At 53.2% G+C, this 24,593-nt stretch carries 24 protein-coding genes; 18 read left to right on the top strand and 6 right to left on the bottom strand.

The window, feature by feature from the left end:
- Positions 1-29 precede the first annotated feature (29 nt).
- From rng to csrD, 6 genes are all read right to left on the bottom strand, one after another.
- On the bottom strand, positions 30-1,499 hold the full coding sequence (gene rng / locus B2Q93_RS04600) for a ribonuclease G (protein WP_040073831.1): 1,470 nt from the start codon (positions 1,497-1,499) through the stop codon (positions 30-32).
- Positions 1,489-2,082 (bottom strand): Maf family protein, encoded by a 594-nt coding sequence (locus B2Q93_RS04595; RefSeq protein WP_212476796.1) that lies wholly within the window; start codon positions 2,080-2,082, stop codon positions 1,489-1,491. The genes rng and B2Q93_RS04595 overlap by 11 nt, the downstream gene beginning before the upstream one ends.
- 10 nt (positions 2,083-2,092) lie before the next feature.
- Complete coding sequence (mreD, locus tag B2Q93_RS04590) at positions 2,093-2,581, bottom strand: rod shape-determining protein MreD (RefSeq protein WP_040073829.1); 489 nt, start codon at positions 2,579-2,581, stop codon at positions 2,093-2,095.
- Entirely contained in the window at positions 2,581-3,594 is a 1,014-nt protein-coding gene (gene mreC / locus B2Q93_RS04585) for a rod shape-determining protein MreC (RefSeq protein ID WP_040073828.1), read from the bottom strand. The genes mreD and mreC overlap by 1 nt, the downstream gene beginning before the upstream one ends.
- 61 nt (positions 3,595-3,655) lie before the next feature.
- Positions 3,656-4,699, bottom strand: coding sequence for a rod shape-determining protein MreB (mreB, locus tag B2Q93_RS04580; protein WP_000913396.1), 1,044 nt, complete (start codon positions 4,697-4,699; stop codon positions 3,656-3,658).
- 282 nt (positions 4,700-4,981) lie between these two features.
- Positions 4,982-6,922, bottom strand: coding sequence for an RNase E specificity factor CsrD (csrD, locus tag B2Q93_RS04575; protein ID WP_046885753.1), 1,941 nt, complete (start codon positions 6,920-6,922; stop codon positions 4,982-4,984).
- A gap of 183 nt (positions 6,923-7,105) precedes the next feature.
- Between csrD and B2Q93_RS04570 the strand changes: the two genes are divergently transcribed.
- The 18 genes from B2Q93_RS04570 to B2Q93_RS04485 all read left to right on the top strand — a co-directional run bounded on the left by B2Q93_RS04570 (position 7,106) and on the right by B2Q93_RS04485 (position 24,453).
- Positions 7,106-8,080: an MDR family oxidoreductase gene (locus B2Q93_RS04570; RefSeq protein WP_046885752.1), complete on the top strand. Its 975-nt coding sequence runs from the start codon at positions 7,106-7,108 to the stop codon at positions 8,078-8,080.
- A gap of 77 nt (positions 8,081-8,157) precedes the next feature.
- On the top strand, positions 8,158-9,159 hold the full coding sequence (msrP, locus tag B2Q93_RS04565) for a protein-methionine-sulfoxide reductase catalytic subunit MsrP (protein ID WP_040073825.1): 1,002 nt from the start codon (positions 8,158-8,160) through the stop codon (positions 9,157-9,159).
- Positions 9,159-9,758: a protein-methionine-sulfoxide reductase heme-binding subunit MsrQ gene (msrQ, locus tag B2Q93_RS04560; protein ID WP_046885751.1), complete on the top strand. Its 600-nt coding sequence runs from the start codon at positions 9,159-9,161 to the stop codon at positions 9,756-9,758. The genes msrP and msrQ overlap by 1 nt, the downstream gene beginning before the upstream one ends.
- A gap of 234 nt (positions 9,759-9,992) precedes the next feature.
- A complete protein-coding gene (gene aroQ, locus B2Q93_RS04555; protein WP_046885750.1) occupies positions 9,993-10,445 on the top strand; it encodes a type II 3-dehydroquinate dehydratase in 453 nt (150 codons plus the stop codon).
- Between the two features lie 21 nt (positions 10,446-10,466).
- A complete protein-coding gene (gene accB, locus B2Q93_RS04550) occupies positions 10,467-10,934 on the top strand; it encodes an acetyl-CoA carboxylase biotin carboxyl carrier protein (protein WP_046885749.1) in 468 nt (155 codons plus the stop codon).
- Positions 10,935-10,944: 10 nt separating this feature from the next.
- Positions 10,945-12,294 carry an acetyl-CoA carboxylase biotin carboxylase subunit gene (gene accC / locus B2Q93_RS04545; protein ID WP_006178859.1) on the top strand — a complete coding sequence of 450 codons (1,350 nt, stop codon included), beginning with the start codon at positions 10,945-10,947 and terminating at the stop codon, positions 12,292-12,294.
- A gap of 109 nt (positions 12,295-12,403) precedes the next feature.
- Positions 12,404-12,646: a YhdT family protein gene (locus B2Q93_RS04540; RefSeq protein WP_006178860.1), complete on the top strand. Its 243-nt coding sequence runs from the start codon at positions 12,404-12,406 to the stop codon at positions 12,644-12,646.
- The gene (gene panF, locus B2Q93_RS04535; protein ID WP_046885748.1) at positions 12,636-14,087 is read left to right on the top strand and encodes a sodium/pantothenate symporter; all 1,452 of its coding nucleotides are present in this window, start codon (positions 12,636-12,638) and stop codon (positions 14,085-14,087) included. Before B2Q93_RS04540 ends, panF begins: the two co-directional genes overlap by 11 nt.
- 11 nt (positions 14,088-14,098) lie before the next feature.
- The gene (gene prmA / locus B2Q93_RS04530) at positions 14,099-14,980 is read left to right on the top strand and encodes a 50S ribosomal protein L11 methyltransferase (RefSeq protein WP_046885747.1); all 882 of its coding nucleotides are present in this window, start codon (positions 14,099-14,101) and stop codon (positions 14,978-14,980) included.
- Between the two features lie 377 nt (positions 14,981-15,357).
- On the top strand, positions 15,358-16,323 hold the full coding sequence (gene dusB, locus B2Q93_RS04525) for a tRNA dihydrouridine synthase DusB (RefSeq protein ID WP_040073817.1): 966 nt from the start codon (positions 15,358-15,360) through the stop codon (positions 16,321-16,323).
- A gap of 23 nt (positions 16,324-16,346) precedes the next feature.
- On the top strand, positions 16,347-16,643 hold the full coding sequence (gene fis, locus B2Q93_RS04520; protein ID WP_000462905.1) for a DNA-binding transcriptional regulator Fis: 297 nt from the start codon (positions 16,347-16,349) through the stop codon (positions 16,641-16,643).
- Between the two features lie 199 nt (positions 16,644-16,842).
- Complete coding sequence (locus tag B2Q93_RS04515) at positions 16,843-17,007, top strand: DUF2556 family protein (RefSeq protein WP_040073816.1); 165 nt, start codon at positions 16,843-16,845, stop codon at positions 17,005-17,007.
- A 155-nt stretch (positions 17,008-17,162) separates the two neighbouring features.
- Positions 17,163-19,238, top strand: coding sequence for a putative bifunctional diguanylate cyclase/phosphodiesterase (locus B2Q93_RS04510; protein ID WP_046885746.1), 2,076 nt, complete (start codon positions 17,163-17,165; stop codon positions 19,236-19,238).
- 394 nt (positions 19,239-19,632) lie between these two features.
- Positions 19,633-19,854 carry a lipoprotein gene (locus B2Q93_RS04505; RefSeq protein WP_040073814.1) on the top strand — a complete coding sequence of 74 codons (222 nt, stop codon included), beginning with the start codon at positions 19,633-19,635 and terminating at the stop codon, positions 19,852-19,854.
- Positions 19,855-20,300: 446 nt separating this feature from the next.
- Positions 20,301-21,326: an amino acid ABC transporter substrate-binding protein gene (locus B2Q93_RS04500; protein ID WP_286931986.1), complete on the top strand. Its 1,026-nt coding sequence runs from the start codon at positions 20,301-20,303 to the stop codon at positions 21,324-21,326.
- A 66-nt stretch (positions 21,327-21,392) separates the two neighbouring features.
- A complete protein-coding gene (locus tag B2Q93_RS04495; protein ID WP_207292494.1) occupies positions 21,393-22,574 on the top strand; it encodes an amino acid ABC transporter permease in 1,182 nt (393 codons plus the stop codon).
- Positions 22,575-22,583: 9 nt separating this feature from the next.
- Entirely contained in the window at positions 22,584-23,687 is a 1,104-nt protein-coding gene (locus tag B2Q93_RS04490) for an amino acid ABC transporter permease (RefSeq protein ID WP_046885742.1), read from the top strand.
- A gap of 7 nt (positions 23,688-23,694) precedes the next feature.
- Positions 23,695-24,453 (top strand): amino acid ABC transporter ATP-binding protein, encoded by a 759-nt coding sequence (locus B2Q93_RS04485; protein ID WP_040073810.1) that lies wholly within the window; start codon positions 23,695-23,697, stop codon positions 24,451-24,453.
- Positions 24,454-24,593 lie beyond the last annotated feature (140 nt).

Here is a 24,593-nt window from a genome sequence, read left to right as displayed (position 1 = left end):
GCCGTTCTCGTATCGCAGCAGCCTGCGTATTACATCATTACCACATCGAATTGCTCCGGGTTATAGAGCGGTTCGATTTGTACTTTCACCTGTTTGCCGACAAAAATTTCCACTTCTGCCAATGCGTGGGACTCTTCCCCTTTCAGGGCTTCTGCCACCGAAGGAGAAGCATAGACCAGGAAACGGTCGGAGTCGTAGGCATGATGCACGCGAACAATTTCACGCATGATTTCATAGCAAACCGTCTCGGTGGTCTTGACTGTGCCACGGCCGTGGCACGTCGGACACTCATTACAGAGCACGTGCTCCACGCTTTCGCGGGTGCGTTTGCGGGTCATCTCCACCAGCCCCAGCTGCGAGAAGCCGTTAATACTGGTTTTAACGCGGTCTTTACTGAGCGCCTGCTCCAGCGAATGCAGCACGCGGCGACGGTGGTCTTCATTACTCATATCGATAAAATCGATGATGATAATGCCGCCAAGATTACGCAGACGCAGCTGACGGGCGATAGCCTGGGTTGCTTCTATATTGGTATTGAAGATGGTGTCATCAAGATTTCGGTGGCCTACAAAGGCACCGGTATTGATATCCACCGTCGTCATGGCTTCGGTCTGGTCAATAATCAAATAACCGCCGGACTTCAGTTCCACTTTACGCTCCAGCGCGCGCTGGATCTCGTTCTCCACGTCGAATAGATCGAAGATCGGCTGCTTGCCGACATAGTGTTCCAGCAGACCCGGCATTTCAGGAATGTACTCGCTGGTAAATTCCAGCAAGGCTTCATAGGTCAGACGGGAGTCGACGCGGATGCGGTCAAGCTGAGCGTCAGCGAAGTCGCGCAGAACGCGCTGAGCCAGCGCCAGCTCGCCATACAGTTGATAGCGCGTCTGGTTGCGTTTTTTACGCTCCATCACCTTGGTCCAGACGCGTTTCAGGTAGGCCGCGTCCGAGGCCAGATCGTCTTCGCTAATCCCTTCTGCGGCGGTACGAATGATAAAACCGCCCTGCTCGTCGCAATAGGCACTGACGACCTTTTTCAGGCGTTCGCGTTCGGTTTCGCTCTCAATGCGCTGGGAAACCCCAACGTGAGACGCACCGGGCATAAAGACCAGATAGCGGGAAGGCAGCGTAATGTCGGTCGTTAAACGCGCGCCTTTGGTACCGAGAGGATCTTTCACCACCTGCACCATCAGATCCTGCCCCTGACGTACCAGCTCCGAGATATCGCGTACGGTAAACTGTTTTTGCTCTTCACCCGCCACGCATTCGGTGTGCGGCATGATGTCAGAAGCATGAAGGAATGCGGCCTTATCCAGACCAATATCTACAAATGCCGCCTGCATACCCGGTAGCACACGACTCACACGACCTTTGTAGATATTGCCTACGATTCCGCGTCGCGCTTCACGCTCAATATGGATTTCCTGCAGAATGCCGCCATCAATATAAGCGACACGCGTTTCCGATGGCGTTACGTTTACCAACAATTCAGCCGTCATAATTATCCCTTCTCTCACGCAGTGAGTTAAAATTGCTCAGCAACTCATACGTTTCCACCAGCGGTAAGCCGACTACGGCGTGATAGCTGCCATTTATCTTCCTGACAAAACAGCCACCCAACCCTTGAATACCGTATGCACCTGCTTTATCCATAGGTTCACCGCTGTCGATGTAAGCGGTAATGTCTTCTTCGGTGAGCACTCTGAACGTAACATCGGTAACGACCAGGCAATCCAGTACGTGCTGGCTGTCAGCGATGGCAACGGCGGTCATGACCTGATGCGTATGCCCGGACAATTTGCGCAGCATGGTCGCCGCATGAGCGCCATCGCGCGGTTTCTCAAGGACTTCCCCATTAAGGATAACGATGGTATCTGCGCCCAGTACGGGTAAATCATGCGGCGTTTGCGCCACGCCTGCCTGTGCCTTCTCTCGCGCCAGGCGGGAAACATACTGTTGAGCGCTTTCGCCACTGGCCCGGACTTCTTCAATGCCGGTGACGATGCGTTCAAACGTTACGCCCAACTGGGTCAGCAATTCCTGACGGCGAGGTGAGCCGGAAGCGAGATACAAAGACGTCATAGAAACCTTTTTATTGCACGGCAAACTGCTGGCGAATTTTACGCATCAGCAGGAATAACCATGGCCAGAGGACACCGTTTACTACACTACTCCAGAACACTTCAGGTCGGAAAGAGACGTTGATCACTAAAAACTCTGCCCAGAAAACAATGATATCCGCAGCAAGAGATAACAACATCACCACCAGCGCCTGTTGCCAGAGCGCCAGATTGCGAAAAAGCTGGAATTTTAGTGCGACCAGATAAGCAATGATGCTCATGGACAAAGCGCGCACGCCAAGCGTAGAGCCACTGATGAGATCCAGTATGGCACCCATCACGAATCCCGTGCCCACATTTACGCGGTGCGGGAGCGCCAGAATCCAGTACAACAGAATAAGCAGTACCCAATTTGGCCGGAAGACAAGAATGTCGTCCGGCCAGGGCATAACTTGCAGTAGCAGTGCGACTAAAAACGAGAGCCAGATAACCCAGCGTCCCTGGCTACGATAACTTGCCACTATTGCCCTCCCGGGGAGCGCTGCGGTGGCGGCGTAGCAGGCTGAGGCTGGGTTAGCCCCGTCGCTGGCGCCGGAACGGGCGCCGGTGGCCCCATCGCGTCCGGTGATGGTAACACCTGCGGCATCATCTGCATCAGACGTTCATTTGCTACACGGTGCACATCTTCCGGCGTCATTGGGTTACTGCCGTTGCGATCTGCGCCCCAGAGCAATAACAGATAACGCAGACGCTGCAGACCGGCCGTTGGACGAGCCTGAATCACGGTATAGGCGCGCTGAGTATCCAGCCTCACAGAGGAGACCACACCCACAGGATAACCTTCCGGGAAACGCCCCCCCAGACCCGATGTCACCAGTACATCACCCACCCGAATGTCGGTGTTAGCAGGCAGATGCTCCAGTTGCAGATCATCAGTACAACCGTTGCCGGCAGCAATCACGCGTATATCGTTACGTAATACCTGAATCGGCAATGCATGGGTTGCATCGCAAATCAATAAAACGCGGCTGGTCAGCTTAGCAACGGCGACCACCTGCCCTACAACGCCTTTATCGCTGATAACCGGCTGGCCTTCGTAAACACCGTTTACGCTGCCTTTGTCGATGACCACCTGATCGCTATAGGGATCGTTAACGGTCGAAATGACCTGGGTAACCATTTTCTGCTCATCCTGACGCAGCGGCGATCCTAACAGCTCACGCAGACGGGCATTTTCCTGACGATACTGGCCCAGCATCAGCAGTTCGCTGTTTTTCAGCAGCAACTCCTGGCGTAATGCACGGTTTTCAAGTTCGAGCTGGTCGCGCGATGACAACGTCTGGGAGACGCTATCCAGCAATTCACGGGGACCATTTGATATAAAGTAGAAAGGACTGACGGCGGTATCCATGTACGTTCGGATCTGGCTGAACGTACCGAGGCGGCTATCGGCGATAATGACGCCGAGCGCCACCAGCAACGCCAAAATCAGGCGAAACTGTAGCGACGGGCCACGGCTAAAAATTGGCTTCATAGGCTATGCGTACTCTCGCGTCAGAGAGAAAGGGTAGCATCCGCTACCCTTTCACTTCCGACTACTCTTCGCTGAACAAGTCGCCGCCGTGCATGTCGATCATCTCCAGCGCCTTGCCGCCGCCACGGGCTACGCAAGTCAGTGGATCTTCTGCAACTACGACAGGAATACCTGTCTCTTCCATCAACAGGCGGTCGAGGTTACGCAGCAGCGCACCACCACCAGTCAGAACCATACCGCGCTCGGAGATATCGGAAGCCAGTTCCGGCGGGCACTGTTCCAGGGCAACCATCACGGCGCTGACGATACCGGTCAATGGCTCCTGCAGCGCTTCGAGGATTTCGTTGGAGTTCAGGGTAAAGCCGCGTGGAACGCCTTCAGCCAGGTTACGTCCGCGAACTTCGATTTCACGCACTTCGTCGCCCGGATAGGCAGAACCGATTTCGTGCTTGATACGCTCTGCGGTCGCTTCACCGATCAGAGAGCCGTAGTTACGGCGCACATAATTAATGATGGCTTCGTCGAAACGGTCACCGCCGATACGTACGGAGGAGGAGTAGACCACGCCGTTCAGGGAGATAACGGCGACTTCAGTGGTACCACCACCGATATCTACAACCATGGAACCGGTGGCTTCGGAAACCGGCAGACCCGCGCCAATTGCGGCAGCCATCGGCTCTTCAATCAGGAAGACTTCACGCGCACCGGCGCCCTGAGCGGATTCACGAATAGCACGACGCTCTACCTGGGTAGCACCTACCGGCACGCACACCAGAACGCGCGGGCTTGGACGCATGAAGCTATTGCTATGCACCTGTTTAATGAAGTGCTGAAGCATTTTTTCGGTCACGAAGAAGTCAGCGATAACGCCGTCTTTCATCGGGCGAATAGCTGCGATGTTACCTGGGGTACGACCAAGCATCTGCTTAGCGTCATGACCAACGGCCGCCACGCTTTTCGGTGAACCAGCACGATCCTGACGAATGGCCACAACGGAAGGCTCATTCAGTACGATGCCTTGTCCTTTTACATAGATAAGGGTATTCGCGGTACCCAGGTCAATGGACAGGTCATTGGAAAACATGCCACGAAATTTTTTCAACATACTAAGGGATAATCCTGAAAGCTGGGGCGGAAAACAAAATCCGCTTACTTTACCAACCACGCGCAGCAGCGACAAGGCGCAAAAATCATCTGCTACGGTGAAAATTAGTGCAGTACGTTTCCTTTGTTACAAATCGACACCTGACTCCCTCAGGGCTGAATCAACAGCAGTGTTCCTCACACTTTCATTTGTAACCAGTCAAAGGTCGTTCACTGTCTTTTTTGCTCGTCATACTCAAGCTACAGGCGCGATATTCTACGTGAAAACAAATTAAACGGCAGGTTAAACAGAGTATCTTTGCGAATATTTTTTCACATTGCTGTCAAGCGGCTGAGAGGCAGCAAAAAAATCCCCCTGACCGCCTGACACGCCGCGCTCTGTCAACGTCTGCCATTCACTTCTGCTGCGCACGCCAGTGGCAAATACTTGCGTCTGTGTCCCTTTGCACGCTTCCACCAGACTCTGCACCAGCAGCTGGTTTTCCGTGCGCTTTTCAATGTTCCGAACCAGACCCGGATGGAGCTTTAACAGTGCCACTTCAAGGGTCTTGATCCAACTGGTACTGACCAGCGTTAAACCCGCCTGGGTTACCGCCACGCGAGCGCCAAGCGCAGTGATCAAACGTACTATCGCTTGTAACCGGCTGATATGTTGACAGACATCTGCCTCTGCAAGTTCAAAAATAATCCGTTTTCGCTGTGATTTTTCACACTGCATCAAAACATCACGCAGCCAGCGCTGAAAACGCGGGCGAATCAGCGATTCAACGGTTATCTGGATCGCCAGATTTTCTTCCGGCCAGAAAGATAAAAAAGGCATCAGGCGCGTGATTTGCTGGCGGTCGTACTCTTCCGACAGCCCAAACTGGAGGATCATCGGCAGGTACTCCGCCGAGACCACCTCTTCGTTGCCATCAAAAATACGGCACAGCAGTTCACGATGATGGACCATGCCATCTTTTGTAACCGCCGGTTTTTGATAAATACGCGGCCCACCGCGGTTCAGAGTCTGCTCAATCAGGGTACGCCAGCGCACGTTGCCACGCCCCTTCTCCGGCAGGGAGTCGTCGTACACAGCCCAACCGTTGGCGCCCTGCAGCACCGCGTTACGGGTAGCGGCTTCGGCGTGTTCCATTACTTGCTCCGTCGTCTGCCCGCCACGCCAGGCGCAGATGCCAATATGCACCATATCATCGCGATCGAGCATTTTCGTAGGCGGCAGGGCATCCACGGTTTTAAGCAGCAGGCTGGCAATACTTTCGGATTCTTTCAACGTGCGATGGGGAAGCAACACTGCATAATCACTGCGATGATAGCGGGCCAGTAACGCGCCCGGGTAACGCATAATAAATGTTGAGAGCAGATTAATAAGGGTAAACAGATGCTCTTCTGCGACCGTACGTCCCCAGTTATCTTTCATCAGATCAAAGTCTGGCAGGCGAACTAACATAACTACGCCGTGGGAGCCCACTTTCTCCTGGTCTTCCAGCAGCGTGGCCAACTGGTTGTCAAAGAAGAGACGATTATTGAGACCGGTTTTGTTGTCCTGCGCGGCATAAGAGCGAATCAGGGTGTCCATGCGACTGCGCTGATCGCTGGCAAACTGGATTTCAGAGAGCAGGACATCGAGCGCGCTGCTGGTACGGGATGGCCACTCATAGACTGACCCGCGAACCTGTGCCCCCCGCTCTCCGTTCAGAATACGCGCCGAACGCGATTCAAGTAACTCCTGCCCGTTGAGCTGGCGGCGCAGCCAGCGCACGGCTAACAGGAGTAACAACGCGATAAAGGCAACGGCGAGGGTGAGTGGCGCGGTGGTCATCAGCGAGTGGAGGTAGTTGTTCATCGGATCCTGATATACCAGTCTGAGGGTCATACCCGGATTTTTCAGCGAATGGATATCCTGTTCGCGATACTGCATCTGTATGCCTGCAGAGTGGTATACCCCGGTGCGCTGATGGCGAAAGACCGTCTCTCTGCCCTGCTTTATCTCAATGCTGACGATGTCCGTTGGTGCCATCAGTTCGTCAAGCTGGCCGGAGAGCTGGGAAAACGACGTGCTGACAAGTCGTGTATCAATGACCGAGGCCACGGCCTGCACGCGGTTAACCAGTTTGTCCTGAACGGCGTTATAGAAGCTCAGTGAACAGCCAATCAGAATGACGAAAATGGTCATGCCGGTCAGCAAGGTGATAAAAGCGGAGAACTTCGTCGATAATCGCATCCTTGAGATTACTCCGTGAGTGAATGAGGATAGCGAGTGAGCGCTAACTCGCTTTAAACAGCGGCATACTACCAAACCTGGTGTTTCTGGCAATTTATTGCGTTAAATCGGCATCGCGTTTCACTGTGCGAGTATAGTCTTCAGAAATTATTTTCCCATCATCATGCTTAGTAAGGAACCTGTATGCAGGCTTTGATCTTAGAACAGCAGGACGGCAAAACGCTTGCCACAGTGCAAGCCATCGAAGAGAGCCGACTGCCTGAAGGCGACGTGACCGTTGATATTGACTGGTCGAGCCTGAACTACAAAGACGCGCTCGCCATTACTGGCGCGGGTAAAATTATCCGAAACTTCCCCATGGTTCCGGGTATCGACTTTGCGGGTCGCGTTCATACCAGTGAAGATCCTCGCTTCCATGCCGGGCAGCAGGTGCTGCTGACCGGCTGGGGCGTCGGCGAAAATCACTGGGGTGGTCTCGCCGCTCAGGCTCGCGTGAAGGGCGACTGGCTGGTTCCTATGCCGAAGGGCCTTGATGGCCGTAAAGCCATGATCATCGGCACCGCCGGCTTCACCGCCATGCTCTGCGTTATGGCGCTCGAAGAGGCGGGTGTTACGCCGCAATCGGGCGAAATCGTGGTGACCGGCGCCAGCGGCGGCGTAGGAAGCACCGCGGTCGCACTGTTACATAAGCTCGGCTATCAGGTCGCGGCGGTCTCTGGTCGCGAAAGCACCCATGATTATCTGCGCAAGCTGGGGGCGAGCCGCATTCTGGGCCGCGACGAATTCGCTGAAACCCGTCCGCTGGAAAAACAGCTCTGGGCCGGTGCGGTGGATACCGTCGGCGATAAAGTGCTGGCGAAAGTGCTGGCTCAGATGAACTACGGCGGCTGCGTGGCGGCCTGCGGTCTGGCGGGCGGCTTTGCACTGCCCACCACGGTGATGCCATTTATTCTGCGCAACGTGCGTTTGCAGGGGGTAGATTCCGTTATGACGCCCGCCGCTCGCCGTACCGAAGCATGGGCGCGGCTGGTTCGCGATTTGCCGGAAGCGTTCTTTGCCCAGAGTGCAACCCAGATTGGCCTTGAGCAGGCGGCAGAATATGCCGCGAAGATTATCGCCAACCAGGCCCAGGGTCGTACGCTGGTTAAAATCGCCTAATCTTCAATTTTTCGTGACATATTCGCATTAACCTCACTCCTCCGTCATGCTTACCTCATCGCATGACGGAGGATGCCATGAAAATGAAAAAACTGACGGAAGCCGATGTAACTGCTGAATCGGCTTTTATGCTCCAGCGCCGCCAGATCCTGAAAATGCTTGGCATCAGCGCCACTGCACTCACCCTTACCCCCTCGGCTCACGCCGATTTGCTCGACTGGTTCAAAGGCAATGATCGTCCGAAAGCCCCCGCTGGTAAGCCACTGACGTTTTCCAGACCCGATCAATGGCAGAGCAAACTGGCCCTGACGCCGGAAGATAAGGTCACCGGCTATAACAACTTCTATGAGTTTGGCCTGGATAAGGCCGATCCTGCGGCTAATGCAGGCAGTATGAAGACCGATCCCTGGACGTTAACTATCGACGGTGAAGTCGCGAAACCTTTAACGCTGGATCACCATGACCTCACCACACGCTTTCCGCTGGAGGAGCGCATCTATCGTATGCGTTGCGTAGAAGCCTGGTCGATGGTGGTGCCGTGGATCGGTTTTCCGCTTCACAAACTGCTGGCGATGGTAGAGCCGACCAGCAATGCAAAATATGTCGCCTTCCAGACGCTTTACTCCCCTGAGCAGATGCCTGGCCAAAAAGATCGTTTTATCGGCGGCGGGCTGCAGTATCCCTATGTAGAGGGCCTGCGTCTTGACGAAGCGATGCATCCTCTCACGCTGTTGACCGTTGGGGTATATGGCAAAGCGCTGCCCCCGCAAAATGGTGCCCCTGTTCGCCTGACCGTGCCGTGGAAGTATGGATTTAAAGGGATTAAATCTATCGTCAGCATTAAGCTGACCCGTGAACGTCCGCCGACCACCTGGAACCTCGCCGCGTCCGATGAATATGGTTTTTATGCCAACGTGAACCCGCATGTGGACCACCCTCGCTGGTCGCAGGCTACTGAACGTTTTATCGGCTCCGGCGGTGCGCTGGATGTGAAACGCCAGCCTACACTGCTCTTCAATGGCTATGCCGATCAGGTGGCATCGCTCTATCGCGGCCTCGATCTCCGGGAGAATTTCTAGTGCGGCTGACGGCAAAACAGATTACCTGGCTGAAGGTCGCCCTGCATCTTGCCGGAGCGCTTCCTTTTATATGGCTGTTCTGGGCAGTGAATGCTGGCGCGTTCAGCGCCGACCCGGCGAAAGATATCCAGCATTTTACGGGTAGGATGGCTCTGAAATTTTTACTGGCAACCTTGCTGGTCTCACCGCTGGCGCGTTACGCTAAACAGCCATTATTGATACGCACCCGTCGTCTGTTAGGGCTATGGTGTTTTGCCTGGGCGACAATCCATCTCACCAGCTATGCGCTGCTTGAGCTGGGGATTAACAATTTGTCGCTACTGGGCCGCGAACTGGTAACACGCCCTTACCTGACGCTGGGCATTGTAAGCTGGCTGATTCTGCTGGCGCTGACGCTCACCTCAACGCAGTATGCCCAGCGTAAACTGGGCCGACGGTGGCAATATCTGCACAACTTCGTCTATCTTGTTGCGATCCTCGCCCCCATTCATTACCTGTGGTCGGTGAAAATTCTCTCTCCGCAGCCCATCATCTATGCGTTACTGGCGTTGGGCCTGCTGGCGTGGCGTTATAAGAAGTTCCGCCAGTGGTTGCGATAGTTCGCGAAACTGTGCGTTTTCCCGCAGAATACTTATCATCCGTGAATCTTTTTGGGTTTGCGGTTGATAATCTTCCCTGATAAGACCAGTATTTAGCTGCCAAATGCTACGAAATCGTTATAATGTGCGACTTTGGTTTTCCTGACAGAGGTTTTGGACCTCTGAAAGGGTGACAATCGCGCATTGAAGGTATATTTTGTTTTTTACCCGAGATTCGCAGGAGATAGCGGCATAATGGCTGGTAAATTTCAAATCTTAGTTCTTAACGGACCGAACCTGAACATGCTCGGAACCCGTGAGCCAGAGAAGTATGGCACGCTAACATTGAATGAAATTGTTAACCGTCTGGGTACGGAAGCAGCGTCATTAGATGTGGATTTGGATCATTTTCAGTCAAATGCGGAGTACGCAATCATCGACCGTATTCATCAGGCTAAAGACAATGTGGACTATATCCTGATCAATCCGGCCGCGTTTACGCACACCAGTGTTGCTATCCGCGACGCACTGCTTGCGGTGAGTATCCCGTTTATCGAGATCCACCTGAGTAACGTGCATGCCCGAGAACCGTTCCGCCACCATTCCTACCTGTCGGATATCGCCGCAGGCGTTATCTGTGGACTGGGTGCAGACGGTTATTCATACGCTTTACAGACAGCGGTAAAACGCCTGTCACAATCACACTAAACAAGAGTACGGAACCCACTCATGGATATTCGTAAGATTAAAAAACTGATCGAGCTGGTTGAAGAATCAGGCATCTCCGAACTGGAAATTTCTGAAGGCGAAGAGTCTGTACGCATCAGCCGTGCAGCCCCAGCCGCTAGCTTCCCGGTAATGCAGCAAGCTTATGCAGCACCAATGATGCAGCAGCAGCCTGCGCTTGCCTCAGCCGTTGCGCCAGCAGCAGAAGCTGCACCTGCCGCAGCCGCAGAAATCAGTGGTCACATCGTACGTTCCCCAATGGTTGGTACTTTCTACCGCACCCCGAGCCCGGACGCGAAAGCGTTCATCGAAGTGGGTCAGAAAGTCAATGCTGGCGATACCCTGTGCATCGTCGAAGCCATGAAAATGATGAACCAGATCGAAGCAGACAAGTCAGGTACTGTGAAAGCGATTCTGGTCGAAAGTGGTCAGCCGGTAGAATTTGACGAGCCGCTGGTCGTCATCGAGTAACGAGGCGAACATGCTGGATAAAATTGTTATCGCCAACCGTGGCGAGATTGCACTGCGTATTCTTCGTGCCTGTAAAGAACTGGGCATCAAGACCGTGGCCGTGCACTCAAGCGCGGATCGCGATTTAAAACACGTATTGCTGGCGGATGAGACGGTCTGTATTGGTCCGGCTCCGTCCGTAAAAAGCTATCTGAACATCCCGGCTATCATCAGCGCCGCTGAAATCACCGGCGCGGTGGCAATTCATCCGGGTTACGGCTTCCTCTCTGAGAACGCCAACTTTGCCGAGCAGGTTGAACGCTCTGGCTTTATCTTCATCGGCCCGAAAGCCGACACCATTCGTCTGATGGGCGACAAAGTGTCTGCGATTACCGCAATGAAGAAAGCCGGTGTTCCAACTGTACCAGGCTCCGACGGCCCTCTGGGCGACGATATGGATGTTAACCGTGCCCATGCAAAACGCATTGGCTACCCGGTAATCATCAAGGCGTCCGGCGGCGGCGGCGGTCGTGGTATGCGCGTTGTGCGCAGCGATGCAGAACTGGCCCAGTCCATTGCCATGACAAAAGCGGAAGCGAAAGCGGCTTTCAGCAATGACATGGTCTACATGGAAAAGTACCTGGAAAACCCACGCCACATCGAAATTCAGGTGTTGGCTGACGGTCAGGGTAACGCCATCTATCTGGCAGAACGCGACTGCTCCATGCAGCGTCGTCACCAGAAAGTGGTTGAAGAAGCGCCAGCGCCGGGCATTACTCCGGAACTGCGTCGCTACATCGGCGAGCGTTGCTCCAAGGCCTGTGTGGATATCGGCTATCGCGGCGCGGGTACTTTCGAGTTCCTGTTCGAAAACGGCGAGTTCTACTTCATTGAGATGAACACCCGTATTCAGGTTGAACACCCGGTTACCGAAATGATCACCGGCGTTGACCTGATCAAAGAGCAGCTGCGTATCGCTGCCGGCCAGCCTCTGTCCATCAAACAGGACGAAGTTGTGGTCAAAGGCCATGCGGTAGAATGCCGTATCAACGCCGAAGACCCGAACACCTTCCTGCCAAGCCCGGGTAAAATCACGCGTTTCCACGCGCCGGGTGGCTTTGGTGTGCGCTGGGAGTCTCATATTTACGCCGGTTACACCGTACCGCCGTACTATGACTCAATGATCGGTAAACTCATCTGCTACGGCGAGAACCGTGACGTGGCGATTGCCCGCATGAAGAACGCCCTGCAGGAGCTGATTATCGATGGTATCAAAACCAACGTTGATCTGCAGATGCGCATCATGAGCGACGAGCACTTCCAGAATGGTGGGACTAACATCCACTATCTGGAGAAGAAACTCGGTCTGAACGAGAAGTAAGTTTGCAGCAACGCGAAAAGGCCGGTTAATCCGGCCTTTTTTTATTTCTGGGGGGAGCCATGCCCCATCATGTACAATCCCCGCTTTCTTCATCCACAAGGGACAAAAAATGGACAAACGCTTTGTTCAGGCCCATAAAGAAGCCCGTTGGGCATTGTGGCTAACCCTTCTCTATCTCGCCGCTTGGTTAGTAACTGCTTACCTACCTGATTCAGCCATTGGCATTACCGGCCTGCCTCACTGGTTTGAGATGGCGTGTCTACTGGTGCCGCTGGTCTTTATCCTGCTGTGCTGGGCAATGGTGAAATTCATTTATCGCGATATTCCGCTGGAGGACGATGATGCAGCCTGAAGTCATTCTGCCGCTTATCGCTTACCTGTTAGTGGTGTTTGGTTTGTCCGTTTATGCGATGCGTAAAAGGACCACCGGCACCTTCCTGAATGAGTATTTTCTCGGTAGCCGCTCGATGGGCGGCGTTGTACTGGCCATGACCCTTACCGCCACCTATATCAGCGCCAGCTCGTTTATCGGTGGTCCCGGTGCCGCCTATAAATACGGGTTAGGCTGGGTGCTGCTGGCGATGATCCAGTTGCCTGCCGTCTGGCTCTCTTTGGGTATTCTTGGCAAAAAATTTGCCATTCTGGCTCGCCGCTATAACGCCGTGACGCTTAACGATATGCTGTTTGCGCGCTATCAGAGCCGCCTGCTGGTGTGGCTCGCAAGCCTGAGCCTGCTGGTCGCCTTTATTGGTGCGATGACGGTACAGTTTATCGGCGGCGCGCGTTTGCTGGAGACGGCAGCGGGGATCCCCTATGAGACGGGCCTTATCATCTTCGGGGTGAGTATTGCGCTGTACACCGCCTTTGGCGGGTTCCGTGCCAGCGTGCTGAACGATACGATGCAGGGGATGGTGATGCTTATTGGCACTATCGTTCTACTGGTGGGCATTGTTCATGCGGCAGGCGGACTGAGCCATGCCGTGGAAACCCTGGAAGCGATCGACCCGAAACTGGTCTCGCCGCAGGGCGCGGACGATATCCTCTCCCCGACGTTTATGACCTCGTTCTGGGTGCTGGTGTGCTTTGGGGTGATAGGCCTGCCGCATACCGCGGTGCGATGCATCTCTTATAAAGACAGCAAAGCGGTGCACAGAGGCATCATCATCGGCACTATCGTTGTGGCGATCTTGATGTTTGGTATGCACCTGGCAGGCGCGTTAGGCCGCGCAGTGATCCCGGACCTGACGGTCCCTGACTTGGTGATCCCAACGCTGATGGTCAAAGTGCTTCCACCTTTTGCCGCCGGGATATTCCTCGCCGCGCCTATGGCCGCCATTATGTCGACGATCAATGCTCAGCTCCTGCAAAGTTCCGCTACGATCATTAAAGACCTCTATCTGAACCTGCGCCCGGAGCAGGTCGAAAACGAGCGACGCCTGAAGCGGATGTCAGCCGTGATTACGCTGCTGTTAGGGGCATTGCTGCTGCTGGCCGCCTGGCGTCCGCCGGAGATGATCATCTGGCTCAACCTGCTCGCGTTCGGCGGGCTTGAGGCGGTCTTCCTGTGGCCGCTGGTGCTGGGGCTTTACTGGGAGCGAGCCAATGCCGCAGGCGCACTGAGCGCTATGATTGTCGGCGGCGTGCTGTACGCCGTTCTTGCGACGTTTAATATTCAGTACCTGGGCTTCCATCCGATTGTGCCTTCGTTACTGTTAAGCTTACTGGCGTTTGTGGTGGGGAACCGTTTTGGTCAACCCGTCCCGCAGCCCGCTATGATTTCTACTGATAAATAAAGAGTTTTGCCATGCCGTGGATCCAACTGAAACTGAATACAACCGGCGCGAATGCCGAAGAGCTGAGCGATGCGCTGATGGAGGCCGGCTCGGTTTCCATCACCTTCCAGGACACGCATGATACGCCGGTTTTCGAGCCGCTTCCGGGTGAAACCCGCCTGTGGGGCGACACCGACGTTATCGGCCTGTTCGATGCCGAAACCGACATGAACGAGGTTGTCGCGATTCTGGAAAACCACCCGCTTCTGGGTGCTGGTTTTGTGCATAAGATCGAGCAGATCGAAGACAAAGACTGGGAACGCGAGTGGATGGATAACTTCCATCCAATGCAGTTCGGTAAACGCCTGTGGATCTGCCCGAGCTGGCGTGACGTTCCCGATGAAAACGCGGTAAACGTGATGCTTGATCCGGGTCTGGCATTTGGTACAGGCACGCACCCTACCACGTCGCTGTGCCTACAGTGGCTGGACGGGCTGGATCTGGAAGGCAAGACCGTGATCGACTTTGGCTGCGGCTCGGGGATCCTCGCGATTGCCGCGCTGAAGCTGGGTGCAGCCAAAGCGATCGGGATCGACATCGATCCCCAGGCTATCCAGGCCAGCCGCGATAACGCTGAACGTAACGGCGTCTCCGATCGCCTTGAGCTCTATCTGCCGCAAGACCAGCCAGCTTCCATGAAAGCCGATGTCGTGGTGGCTAACATCCTGGCGGGCCCGTTACGCGAGCTGGCTCCGTTAATCAGCGTGCTGCCGGTTGAGGGCGGTCTGCTGGGACTTTCAGGTATCCTTGCCAGCCAGGCGGAGAGTGTTTGCGAAGCCTACACCGAGCTGTTCGCGCTTGATCCTGTGGTCAAGAAAGAAGAGTGGTGTCGTATCACGGGTCGCAAAAAGTAAAAACGATGCGAGCGCCTGTTTTTCAAACTGTTAGGTCGGTCAAAAAACAGGCACCCCCCCCGACTGCGATCATGTTCTAAAATGCGACTCAGATCGCAAAGAACTGGAAAAATCTGCTGCTAAAAACAGCAGATTATTCGGTTTTCGGTTTCATTGATTAAGAAAAAACGAGAAGTTTTGGGAAATTGTAAGCGGCTATAAAATCACCTCATTATGTTAAGCTAATGATTTATATCGCATATAATTCTCTTCGTTATGCTTCGCTCCGGATTCCATGATCTGCAACAGGTGATTGTTCAAAGTTTGGCCTTTCATCTCGTGCAAAAAATGCGTAATATACGCCGCCTTGCAGTCACAGTATGGTCATTTCTTAACTCATGCGCATCGGACACCACCAGCTCAGAAATCGCCTGATTGCAGCCCCTATGGCAGGTATTACAGACCGGCCGTTCAGGACGCTGTGTTACGAGATGGGAGCCGGTTTAACCGTATCCGAGATGATGTCGTCTAACCCGCAGGTTTGGGAAAGCGATAAGTCTCGTCTTCGGATGGTGCACATTGATGAACCAGGTATCCGCACCGTGCAAATTGCCGGAAGCGTGCCTGAAGAGATGGCAGATGCCGCGCGTATCAACGTGGAAAGTGGCGCCCAGATTATTGATATCAATATGGGTTGCCCGGCCAAGAAAGTGAATCGCAAGCTTGCAGGTTCAGCCCTTCTGCAATACCCCGACCAGGTGAAGTCCATCCTGACGGCGGTTGTCAGCGCGGTGGACGTTCCTGTTACGTTGAAGATTCGCACGGGTTGGTCGCCGGAACACCGTAACTGTGTAGAGATTGCCCAACTGGCCGAAGACTGTGGCATTCAGGCCCTGACAATTCATGGACGCACACGCGCCTGTTTGTTCAATGGTGAAGCTGAATACAGCAGTATTCGGGCAGTCAAGCAGAAGGTTTCCATTCCGATTATCGCGAATGGCGACATTACTGACCCGCTTAAAGCCAGAGCTGTGCTCGACTATACGGGAGCTGATGCTCTGATGATAGGACGTGCCGCTCAGGGAAGACCCTGGATCTTTCGGGAAATCCAGCATTATCTGGACACTGGGGAGCTGCTTGCCCCGCTGCCTCTGGCAGAGGTTAAGCGCTTGCTTTGTTCGCACATTCGGGAACTGCACGACCATTATGGTCAGGCAAAAGGGTACCGAATTGCGCGTAAACACGTCTCCTGGTATCTCCAGGAGCACGCTCCAGATGACCAGTTTCGGCGCACATTCAACGCCATAGAGGATGCCAGCGAACAGCTGGAGGCGTTGGAGGCATACTTCGAAAATCTTGCGTAATGAAATAAAGAGCTGACAGAACTATGTTCGAACAACGCGTAAATTCTGACGTACTGACCGTTTCTACCGTTAACTCTCAGGACCAGGTAACCCAAAAGCCCCTGCGTGACTCGGTTAAACAGGCACTGAAGAACTATTTTGCTCAACTGAACGGTCAGGATGTTAATGACCTGTATGAGCTGGTACTGGCTGAAGTTGAACAGCCACTGTTGGACATGGTGATGCAATACACCCGCGGTAACCAAACCCGCGCTGCGCTGATGATGGGTATCAACCGTGGTACTCTGCGTAAGAAACTGAAAAAATACGGCATGAACTAATTTCGATTAGCTAAATGCTTGTTTAAAAAGGCGCTACTCGGCATGGGGAAGCGCCTTTTTTATGCCTCGCGCAGGCAAAATATGACGGACAATCCCCCTTTTCTCTGCAGAAACGTAAAGCCTGACTTCCCCTCTTCTCAGCCGCTATTTTTCGTGTATATTTCCTGCACTCTTGTCAATTATTCCCGGAAAAATCCGCATGATCCGTAAGTATGGGTGGCTCGTTGTCTTCGCAATCACCATTTTTCTTTTTGATGCACTTTTAATGCAGTGGATCGAGATGATGTCTACGGAAACTGACAAGTGCCGCAATATGGATTCCGTTAATCCACTTAAATTGATTAACTGTTCAGATTTGGAATAATCATCCAAATGCAGTGAAAAGAGACGAACTCACGACATTCCCGCTAAAAAAGTACGGACTTAAAACCCTTTCAGGCGTATCCATTGGATGATAATGTCTCCCCCCTTCTTACCCGGTATAACCGAATACCTCACTATGTATGAGTAGAAGTGATCATGCTGGTTAGTCATTACGACCAAGTCCTTGTGGTTATCTCTTTTGTTGTTGCCATCCTCGCATCTTACACTGCGCTGAACATGGCCGGCCGGGTGGCTGGCAGTACCGGAACCGCAGCCCGCGTCTGGCTGACCGGTGGCGGCGTTGCTATGGGCATTGGGATCTGGGCCATGCACTTTATCGGCATGCTGGCGATGGATGTCTCGATGCGCATGAACTATGACCTGCTCGTGACGCTGGTTTCAATGCTGATTGCTATTGGCGCATCGATCTTTGCCCTTTGGTTCGTCAGCCGGCAGCAACTGCGCTTACGTCGACTGTTCCTGGGGGCGCTCATTCTGGGTACCGGGATTGTAGCGATGCACTATACCGGTATGGCGGCGCTTCAGGTCGAACCGGCAATCGTCTGGAATATACGCTGGGTGGTGCTCTCGGTCGCGATTGCAATGCTCGCTTCGCTGGCGGCGTTGTGGCTCACTTTCCGTTTACGTCATGATGCCGCACAGGTTGCACTCATGCGCGCTGGCGCGGCGATCCTGATGGGACTCGCCATCGCCGGCATGCACTTTACTGGCATGATGGCCGCGCAGTTCCCTGTTCAGATGCATATGCAGCATCAGGGGGTGAACGGCAGCTGGCTGGCCGTGCTGGTGAGCGTTGTGGCGCTTTCTATTCTCGGTATTACTCTGCTGGTATCAATGTTCGATGCCAGATTACAGGCTCGCACCGCTCTGTTGGCGTCATCGCTGGCGGAGGCTAACCGTGAGCTGGCCCAGTTGGCGTTACACGATACCCTGACCCGTTTACCTAATCGCGTATTACTTGAAGACCGTCTCGATCAGGCAATCAGCAAAGCCGATCGCGAAGGGCGGACATTTGCCCTGCTGTTTATGGATCTGGATGGCTTTAAAGCCGTCAACGATGCCTGGGGACATGATGCCGGGGATAAACTGCTGATCGCGGCCACTGAGCGGATGAAGCAACCGCTGAAAGGGCAATATACTTTGGCGCGTATTGGTGGCGATGAGTTTGTCCTGCTCGCGGAGATCGAAGCCCCGGACGATGCCGCGACGCTGGCCAGCTCGCTGGTTCATGTTATCGATAAACCCTTTAGCCTGGATCTTCATGAGCTGAATGTGACCCTCAGTATCGGGATTGCCCTTTACCCTCACGATGGTAAAAACCCCCGTGAATTGATGTTCAATGCCGATGCCGCGATGTATCACACCAAGCATATGGGTCGTAACGGCTATCACTTCTTCCAGCCATCGATGAATACCCTGGCGCAAAAACAGCTCCAGCTGATGAACGATCTCTGGATGGCGCTGGAACGTGACGAGCTAAAACTGGTATATCAGCCTAAGTTTAAGGCTCCAGTGGGGCCCGTGGTCGGCTTTGAAGCCCTGCTGCGCTGGCATCATCCTGTAGACGGGCTGCTCTCACCTGACCTGTTCCTGCCGCTCGCCGAAAAGAGCGGGCTTATCATTCCTATCGGCAACTGGGTTATCGATGAGGCCTGCCGCCAGCTCCGTGAGTGGCATTTGCAAGGCCACGAGACGTGGTCGGTGGCTGTTAATCTTTCTACGCTGCAATTTGAACAACCGCAACTGGTAGAGACGGTGATGAACAGCCTTGCGCGCCATCATATTCCACCGCATACCCTGATTCTGGAAGTGACAGAAACCACGGCGATGAATAATCCGGAGGAGAGCGTAAGGGTACTCACCGAGCTGACGCAGGCGGGGGTAAAAGCCTCGATTGACGATTTTGGCACCGGCTACTCCAGCCTGCTTTATTTAAAACGGTTGCCCGCCTGTGAACTCAAAATCGACCGCGCCTTTGTAAAAGAGCTCAGCGGTGAGAGTAACGATGCAACTATCGTTTCGGCCATCGTTGCGTTGGCCAAAACGCTTAATCTGAAGGTGGTGGCAGAAGGCGTAGAGACCCCGCAGCAGCAAGAGTTCTTAACCGAACTGGGGTGCAATACATTGCAGGGTTATCTGCTTGGACGGCCTGTCTCGCCGCAGACCATTGCCTCGCTATGCCACGATCCCCAAGCCCTGCTCTCTACGTAGCATTAAACGACAGGCGCCACGCTAAGGCGCCTTAATGCGACTCGTATTTAACGCAGTCCCGGTGATAGTGTGCTTTGCGACAGATTGCTGGCACGTCAAAATTTACCTTTGCGAGCATGTCGCGGACCTCTTTAATGTCACAGAACATTGTTTAGATTAATTAATAGATTAGCCAGTTAATAAATCAGGCTCGCCCAGAGCAGATATTGTGTCTCCCTAATCTCTCCATTATTAAGCCCCCGCAGTCCCTTTTTCTCCACGAAGTTTACAATCCAAATAATTTGAGATTAATCATCCTGTATGGCCCCTTTAAACCGATGGTAAAATGGCCTCCTGCTTTGCGGAATACTTGCTGATGGCATCGTAAAGTAAGAATTAATTTTGAGGTAAGATCATGAAAAGATTCATTTCAGTTGCCCTGCTTACTGCACTCCTCGCGGGTTGTGCACATGATTCACCCTGCGTTCCGGTCTATGACGACCAGGGCAGATTGGTTCACACCAACACCTGCATGAAAGGAACCACTCAGGATAACTGGGAAACGGCTGGCGCGATCGCAGGTGGTGCCGCGGCTCTCGCCGGGCTGACGCTGGGTATCGTTGCTCTGACGAAATAATCCTGAAGCGCGGACAGCTGTCCGCGCTTTAGCTTTTCCCGTCTAATTTCCGCTACGCATTTGCGTTAATTAATATTTAGTTCTTGCTCACATCTTTTTTGCCTTATTTATCTTTTATCAGAATAACCGCGTGATGCTATTCACAAGTTATTTAAATTAACTCGCCTGCCAATATTCACCTTAGAAATCACTTTATTTCCTCATCACGTTTTATTCAAACTTTTGCTCTAAATTGTGGCGCAGGTTGTCATTTCGCACCATTTCAGGGCGCTCGAAATATTTATTGCTGTCTACACTCAGCATTACGCATCGCGTATTCGTTAATTGCGTTGAATGCGAAAACTGGCATTGCGTTTGCTTAGAAAACGTTGGCCATAGCCACATACAGGTTAAAGCGTATATAAGCGCTTCACTATAACGATAATTCTCGCCACACAGGATGCAATATGAAAAAAACGATGATAGCCAGTCTGGCCGCCGTTGCGGTCATGCTCGTAGTCGCTAACCAGGCTCACGCGGGGGCAACTCTGGATGCCGTGAAGAAAAAAGGGTTCGTTCAGTGTGGGATCAGTGACGGGTTACCTGGCTTCTCTTATGCCGATGCCAGCGGTAAATTCTCGGGTATTGATGTGGATGTTTGCCGTGGGGTCGCCGCGGCTGTGTTTGGCGATGATACAAAAGTGAAATATACCCCGCTGACGGCGAAAGAGCGTTTTACCGCATTGCAATCCGGCGAAGTGGATCTGCTTTCACGTAATACCACCTGGACCTCCTCCCGTGATACAGGAATGGGTATGACATTTACTGGCGTAACCTATTACGACGGTATCGGCTTTCTGACTCACAATAAAGCAGGGCTAAAGAGCGCGAAAGAGCTGGATGGTGCCACAGTCTGTATTCAGGCAGGTACAGATACTGAGCTGAACGTGGCCGATTACTTCAAGTCTAATAAGATGAACTATACCCCCGTCACGTTTGACCGCTCCGACGAATCTGCTAAAGCGCTGGAGTCTGGCCGTTGCGATACCCTGGCCTCTGACCAATCTCAGCTGTATGCCCTGCGTATTAAACTGAGCAACCCGGCTGAATGGATTGTTCTGCCGGAGGTGATCTCAAAAGAGCCGCTGGGTCCGGTCGTACGTCGAGGTGATGATGAGTGGAACGCTATTGTGCGCTGGACGCTGTTTGCCATGCTTAATGCAGAAGAGATGGGCATTAACTCGAAAAACGTCGATGAAAAAGCCGCGAATCCTTCTACTCCCGATATGGCTCACCTGCTGGGTAAAGAGGGTGATTACGGCAAAGATTTGAAGCTTGATAACAAGTGGGCCTACAACATCATTAAAAAGGTGGGCAACTACTCGGAGATCTTCGAGCGCAACGTAGGATCGGAGAGCGCGCTGAAGATCAAGCGTGGCCAGAACAACCTCTGGAACAATGGCGGCATTCAATACGCACCGCCGGTACGTTAAGCATTTTGCTGTAACGGGCACTGCTGCGGCAGTGCCCAACCCAGAGTCATGGTTACCGAGGTTTCTATGTTTCATCGCCGCTCAGCCGTCAAAGGCGCGCTCTCTTTTTCTCATCCTGCAGTTCGCGCATGGCTGTTTCAAATCCTTGCCATTCTTGCTGTACTGGCCGTCGCGATCTATCTGATTCATAACACCGTTACTAACCTGAGCAATCGGGGTATTACTTCGGGCTTCGCATTTCTGGACCGTGGTGCGGGGTTCGGTATTGTCCAACATTTAATTGATTACGAGGAAGGCGACACTTACGGCCGCGTTTTCCTGGTAGGCCTGCTCAATACGCTGCTGGTCTCAGCGCTTTGTATTGTGTTTGCTTCCATCCTGGGTTTTTTTCTGGGCCTGGCGCGTCTGTCCGATAACTGGCTCCTGCGTAAAATCTCGACGATCTATATTGAGACATTCCGTAATATTCCCCCTCTGTTGCAGATCTTTTTCTGGTACTTTGCTGTACTACGTAATTTGCCCGGCCCCCGGCAGGCTGTTAATGCGTTCGAGCTCGCCTTCTTAAGCAACCGCGGGTTGTATATCCCCTCACCGCAGATGGCCGAAGGTTTACTGCCATTTATCGCCGCGCTGGTTATTGTGGCTGCCATTTCCATTGGGTTGTTTCGCTATAACCGCGCGTATCAGATAAAAACCGGTCAGTTACGACGCACCTGGCCTGTCACTCTGGGGCTGCTTATTGTTCTGCCGCTTCTGACGCACTGGATATTTGGCCCAGCGTTACACTGGGACGTCCCAGCACTACGTGGGTTCAATTTCCGCGGCGGAATGGTGTTAATTCCTGAACTGGCGGCACTGACGCTGGCATTATCCATTTATACCTCTGCCTTTATTGCCGAGATTATTCGCGCCGGAATTCAGGCCGTTCCTTATGGTCAGCACGAAGCCGCCCGATCTCTGGGCATACCTAACCCGGTAACGCTACGCCAGGTCATCATCCCCCAGGCGATGCGAGTGATTATTCCCCCGCTGACTAGCCAGTATCTCAACATTGTTAAAAACTCCTCGCTGGCTGCCGCTATCGGCTATCCCGATATGGTGTCGCTGTTCGCCGGAACCGTGTTGAACCAGACCGGCCAGGCTATCGAGACTATCGCCATCACCATGTCTGTCTATCTGATTATCAGTCTGACAATTTCACTGTTGATGAACCTCTATAACCGCCGCATCGCGCTGGTTGAGCGCTAAGGAGCCATGATGACTAAAGCCGTACTGTCTCACGCCCCGCGTTCGTCCAGCATCGGAAGCTGGCGTTTTATCGCCTGGGCACGAAAGAATCTGTTCTCCTCCTGGAGTAACAGCCTGCTGACTCTCTTCTGTTTATGGCTAATGTGGACGTTGATCCCCCCCTTGCTGAACTGGGCTTTCTTACAGGCTAACTGGCTGGGCACCACTCGCGCAGATTGCACAAAAGAGGGAGCCTGTTGGGTATTTATTCATCAACGTTTCGGCCAGTTTATGTACGGGCTCTATCCGCACGACCAGCGCTGGCGGATCAACATCGCCTTAATCATTGGGCTGTGTTCAATTGTGCCGATGTTCATGAAACAGCTCCCCCGTCGGGGACGGTACATCGCATGCTGGGCAGTGGTATATCCCATTTTAGTCTGGTGGTTGCTGTATGGCGGATGGCTGGGGCTGGAGCGCGTGGAAACACGTCAGTGGGGCGGGCTGACGTTAACATTGATCATCGCCTCTGTCGGGATCGCCGGCGCGCTACCGCTCGGCATTTTACTGGCGCTGGGCCGTCGTTCAACCATGCCAGTGGTGCGTATCCTCTCCGTGATCTTCATCGAGTTTTGGCGTGGTGTACCGCTCATTACCGTTTTATTTATGTCTTCGGTCATGTTGCCGCTGTTTATGGCAGAAGGAACGACCATCGACAAATTGATCCGCGCCCTGGTGGGGGTCGTTCTGTTCCAGTCAGCCTATGTTGCCGAAGTGGTCCGCGGTGGGTTGCAGGCACTACCTAAAGGCCAGTATGAAGCAGCGGAGTCACTTGCCCTGGGGTACTGGAAAACACAGGGCTTAGTCATTCTGCCCCAGGCGCTCAAACTGGTAATACCAGGACTGGTTAACACCATCATCGCGCTTTTTAAAGATACGAGCCTGGTGATCATCATCGGGTTGTTCGATCTTTTCAGCAGCGTGCAGCAGGCTACGGTTGACCCCGCATGGCTGGGCATGTCGACCGAAGGCTATGTTTTCGCAGCACTTATATATTGGATCTTTTGTTTTAGCATGTCGCGCTATAGCCAGCATCTGGAAAAGCGCTTTAACACCGGGCGTACACCGCACTGAGGAAATTATGAACCCGATTACTATGTCACCCGCTGACGCGATGATTACGCTGGAAAATGTGAACAAATGGTATGGGCAGTTTCACGTGCTAAAGGATATTAACCTGAAGGTTAAACAGGGGGAACGTATTGTACTTTGCGGGCCATCCGGCTCTGGTAAATCAACAACGATTCGCTGCATTAATCACCTGGAGGAGCATCAACAGGGCCGGATTGTGGTGGATGGAATTGAGCTGAATGAAGATATTCGCAATGTCGAACGTGTCCGTCAGGAAGTAGGCATGGTGTTTCAGCACTTTAACCTTTTCCCCCATTTGACTGTCCTGCAGAACTGCACGCTGGCCCCGATTTGGGTACGCAAAATGCCGAAAAAAGAGGCCGAGGCGTTGGCGATGCACTATCTGGAACGTGTACGTATCGCCGAGCATGCCCACAAATTCCCGGGCCAGATCTCCGGCGGGCAGCAGCAGCGCGTGGCAATTGCGCGCTCGCTCTGTATGAAACCGAAAATCATGCTTTTTGATGAACCCACATCTGCTCTGGACCCGGAGATGGTTAAAGAGGTGCTGGACACCATGATTGGCCTGGCGCAATCCGGCATGACGATGTTATGCGTTACACATGAGATGGGTTTTGCCAGAACGGTAGCAGACCGAGTGATTTTTATGGATCGTGGTGAAATTGTTGAGCAGGCGCCACCGGATGAGTTCTTTGCGCATCCTAAATCAGAACGTACCCGCGCCTTCTTGTCGCAAGTAATCCATTAACGCTTTATACCAATATAAAAGGCCGTCCGTCAGGATGGCCTCTCTTATTTATGGCTCATTCAATAATGCATAAACAAAAGGCCCCGTCTAACGACGGGGCCTTTTGTTTTATTTGATGTCTGGCAGTTCCCTACTCTCGC

The organism is Leclercia sp. UBA5958 (genome assembly GCF_002430365.1).
GTDB classification, from domain to species: Bacteria; Pseudomonadota; Gammaproteobacteria; order Enterobacterales; family Enterobacteriaceae; genus Enterobacter; species Enterobacter pneumoniae.
Note: the sequence above shows the minus strand (reverse complement) of the source record. Positions and strands in the feature narration are given on the sequence as shown.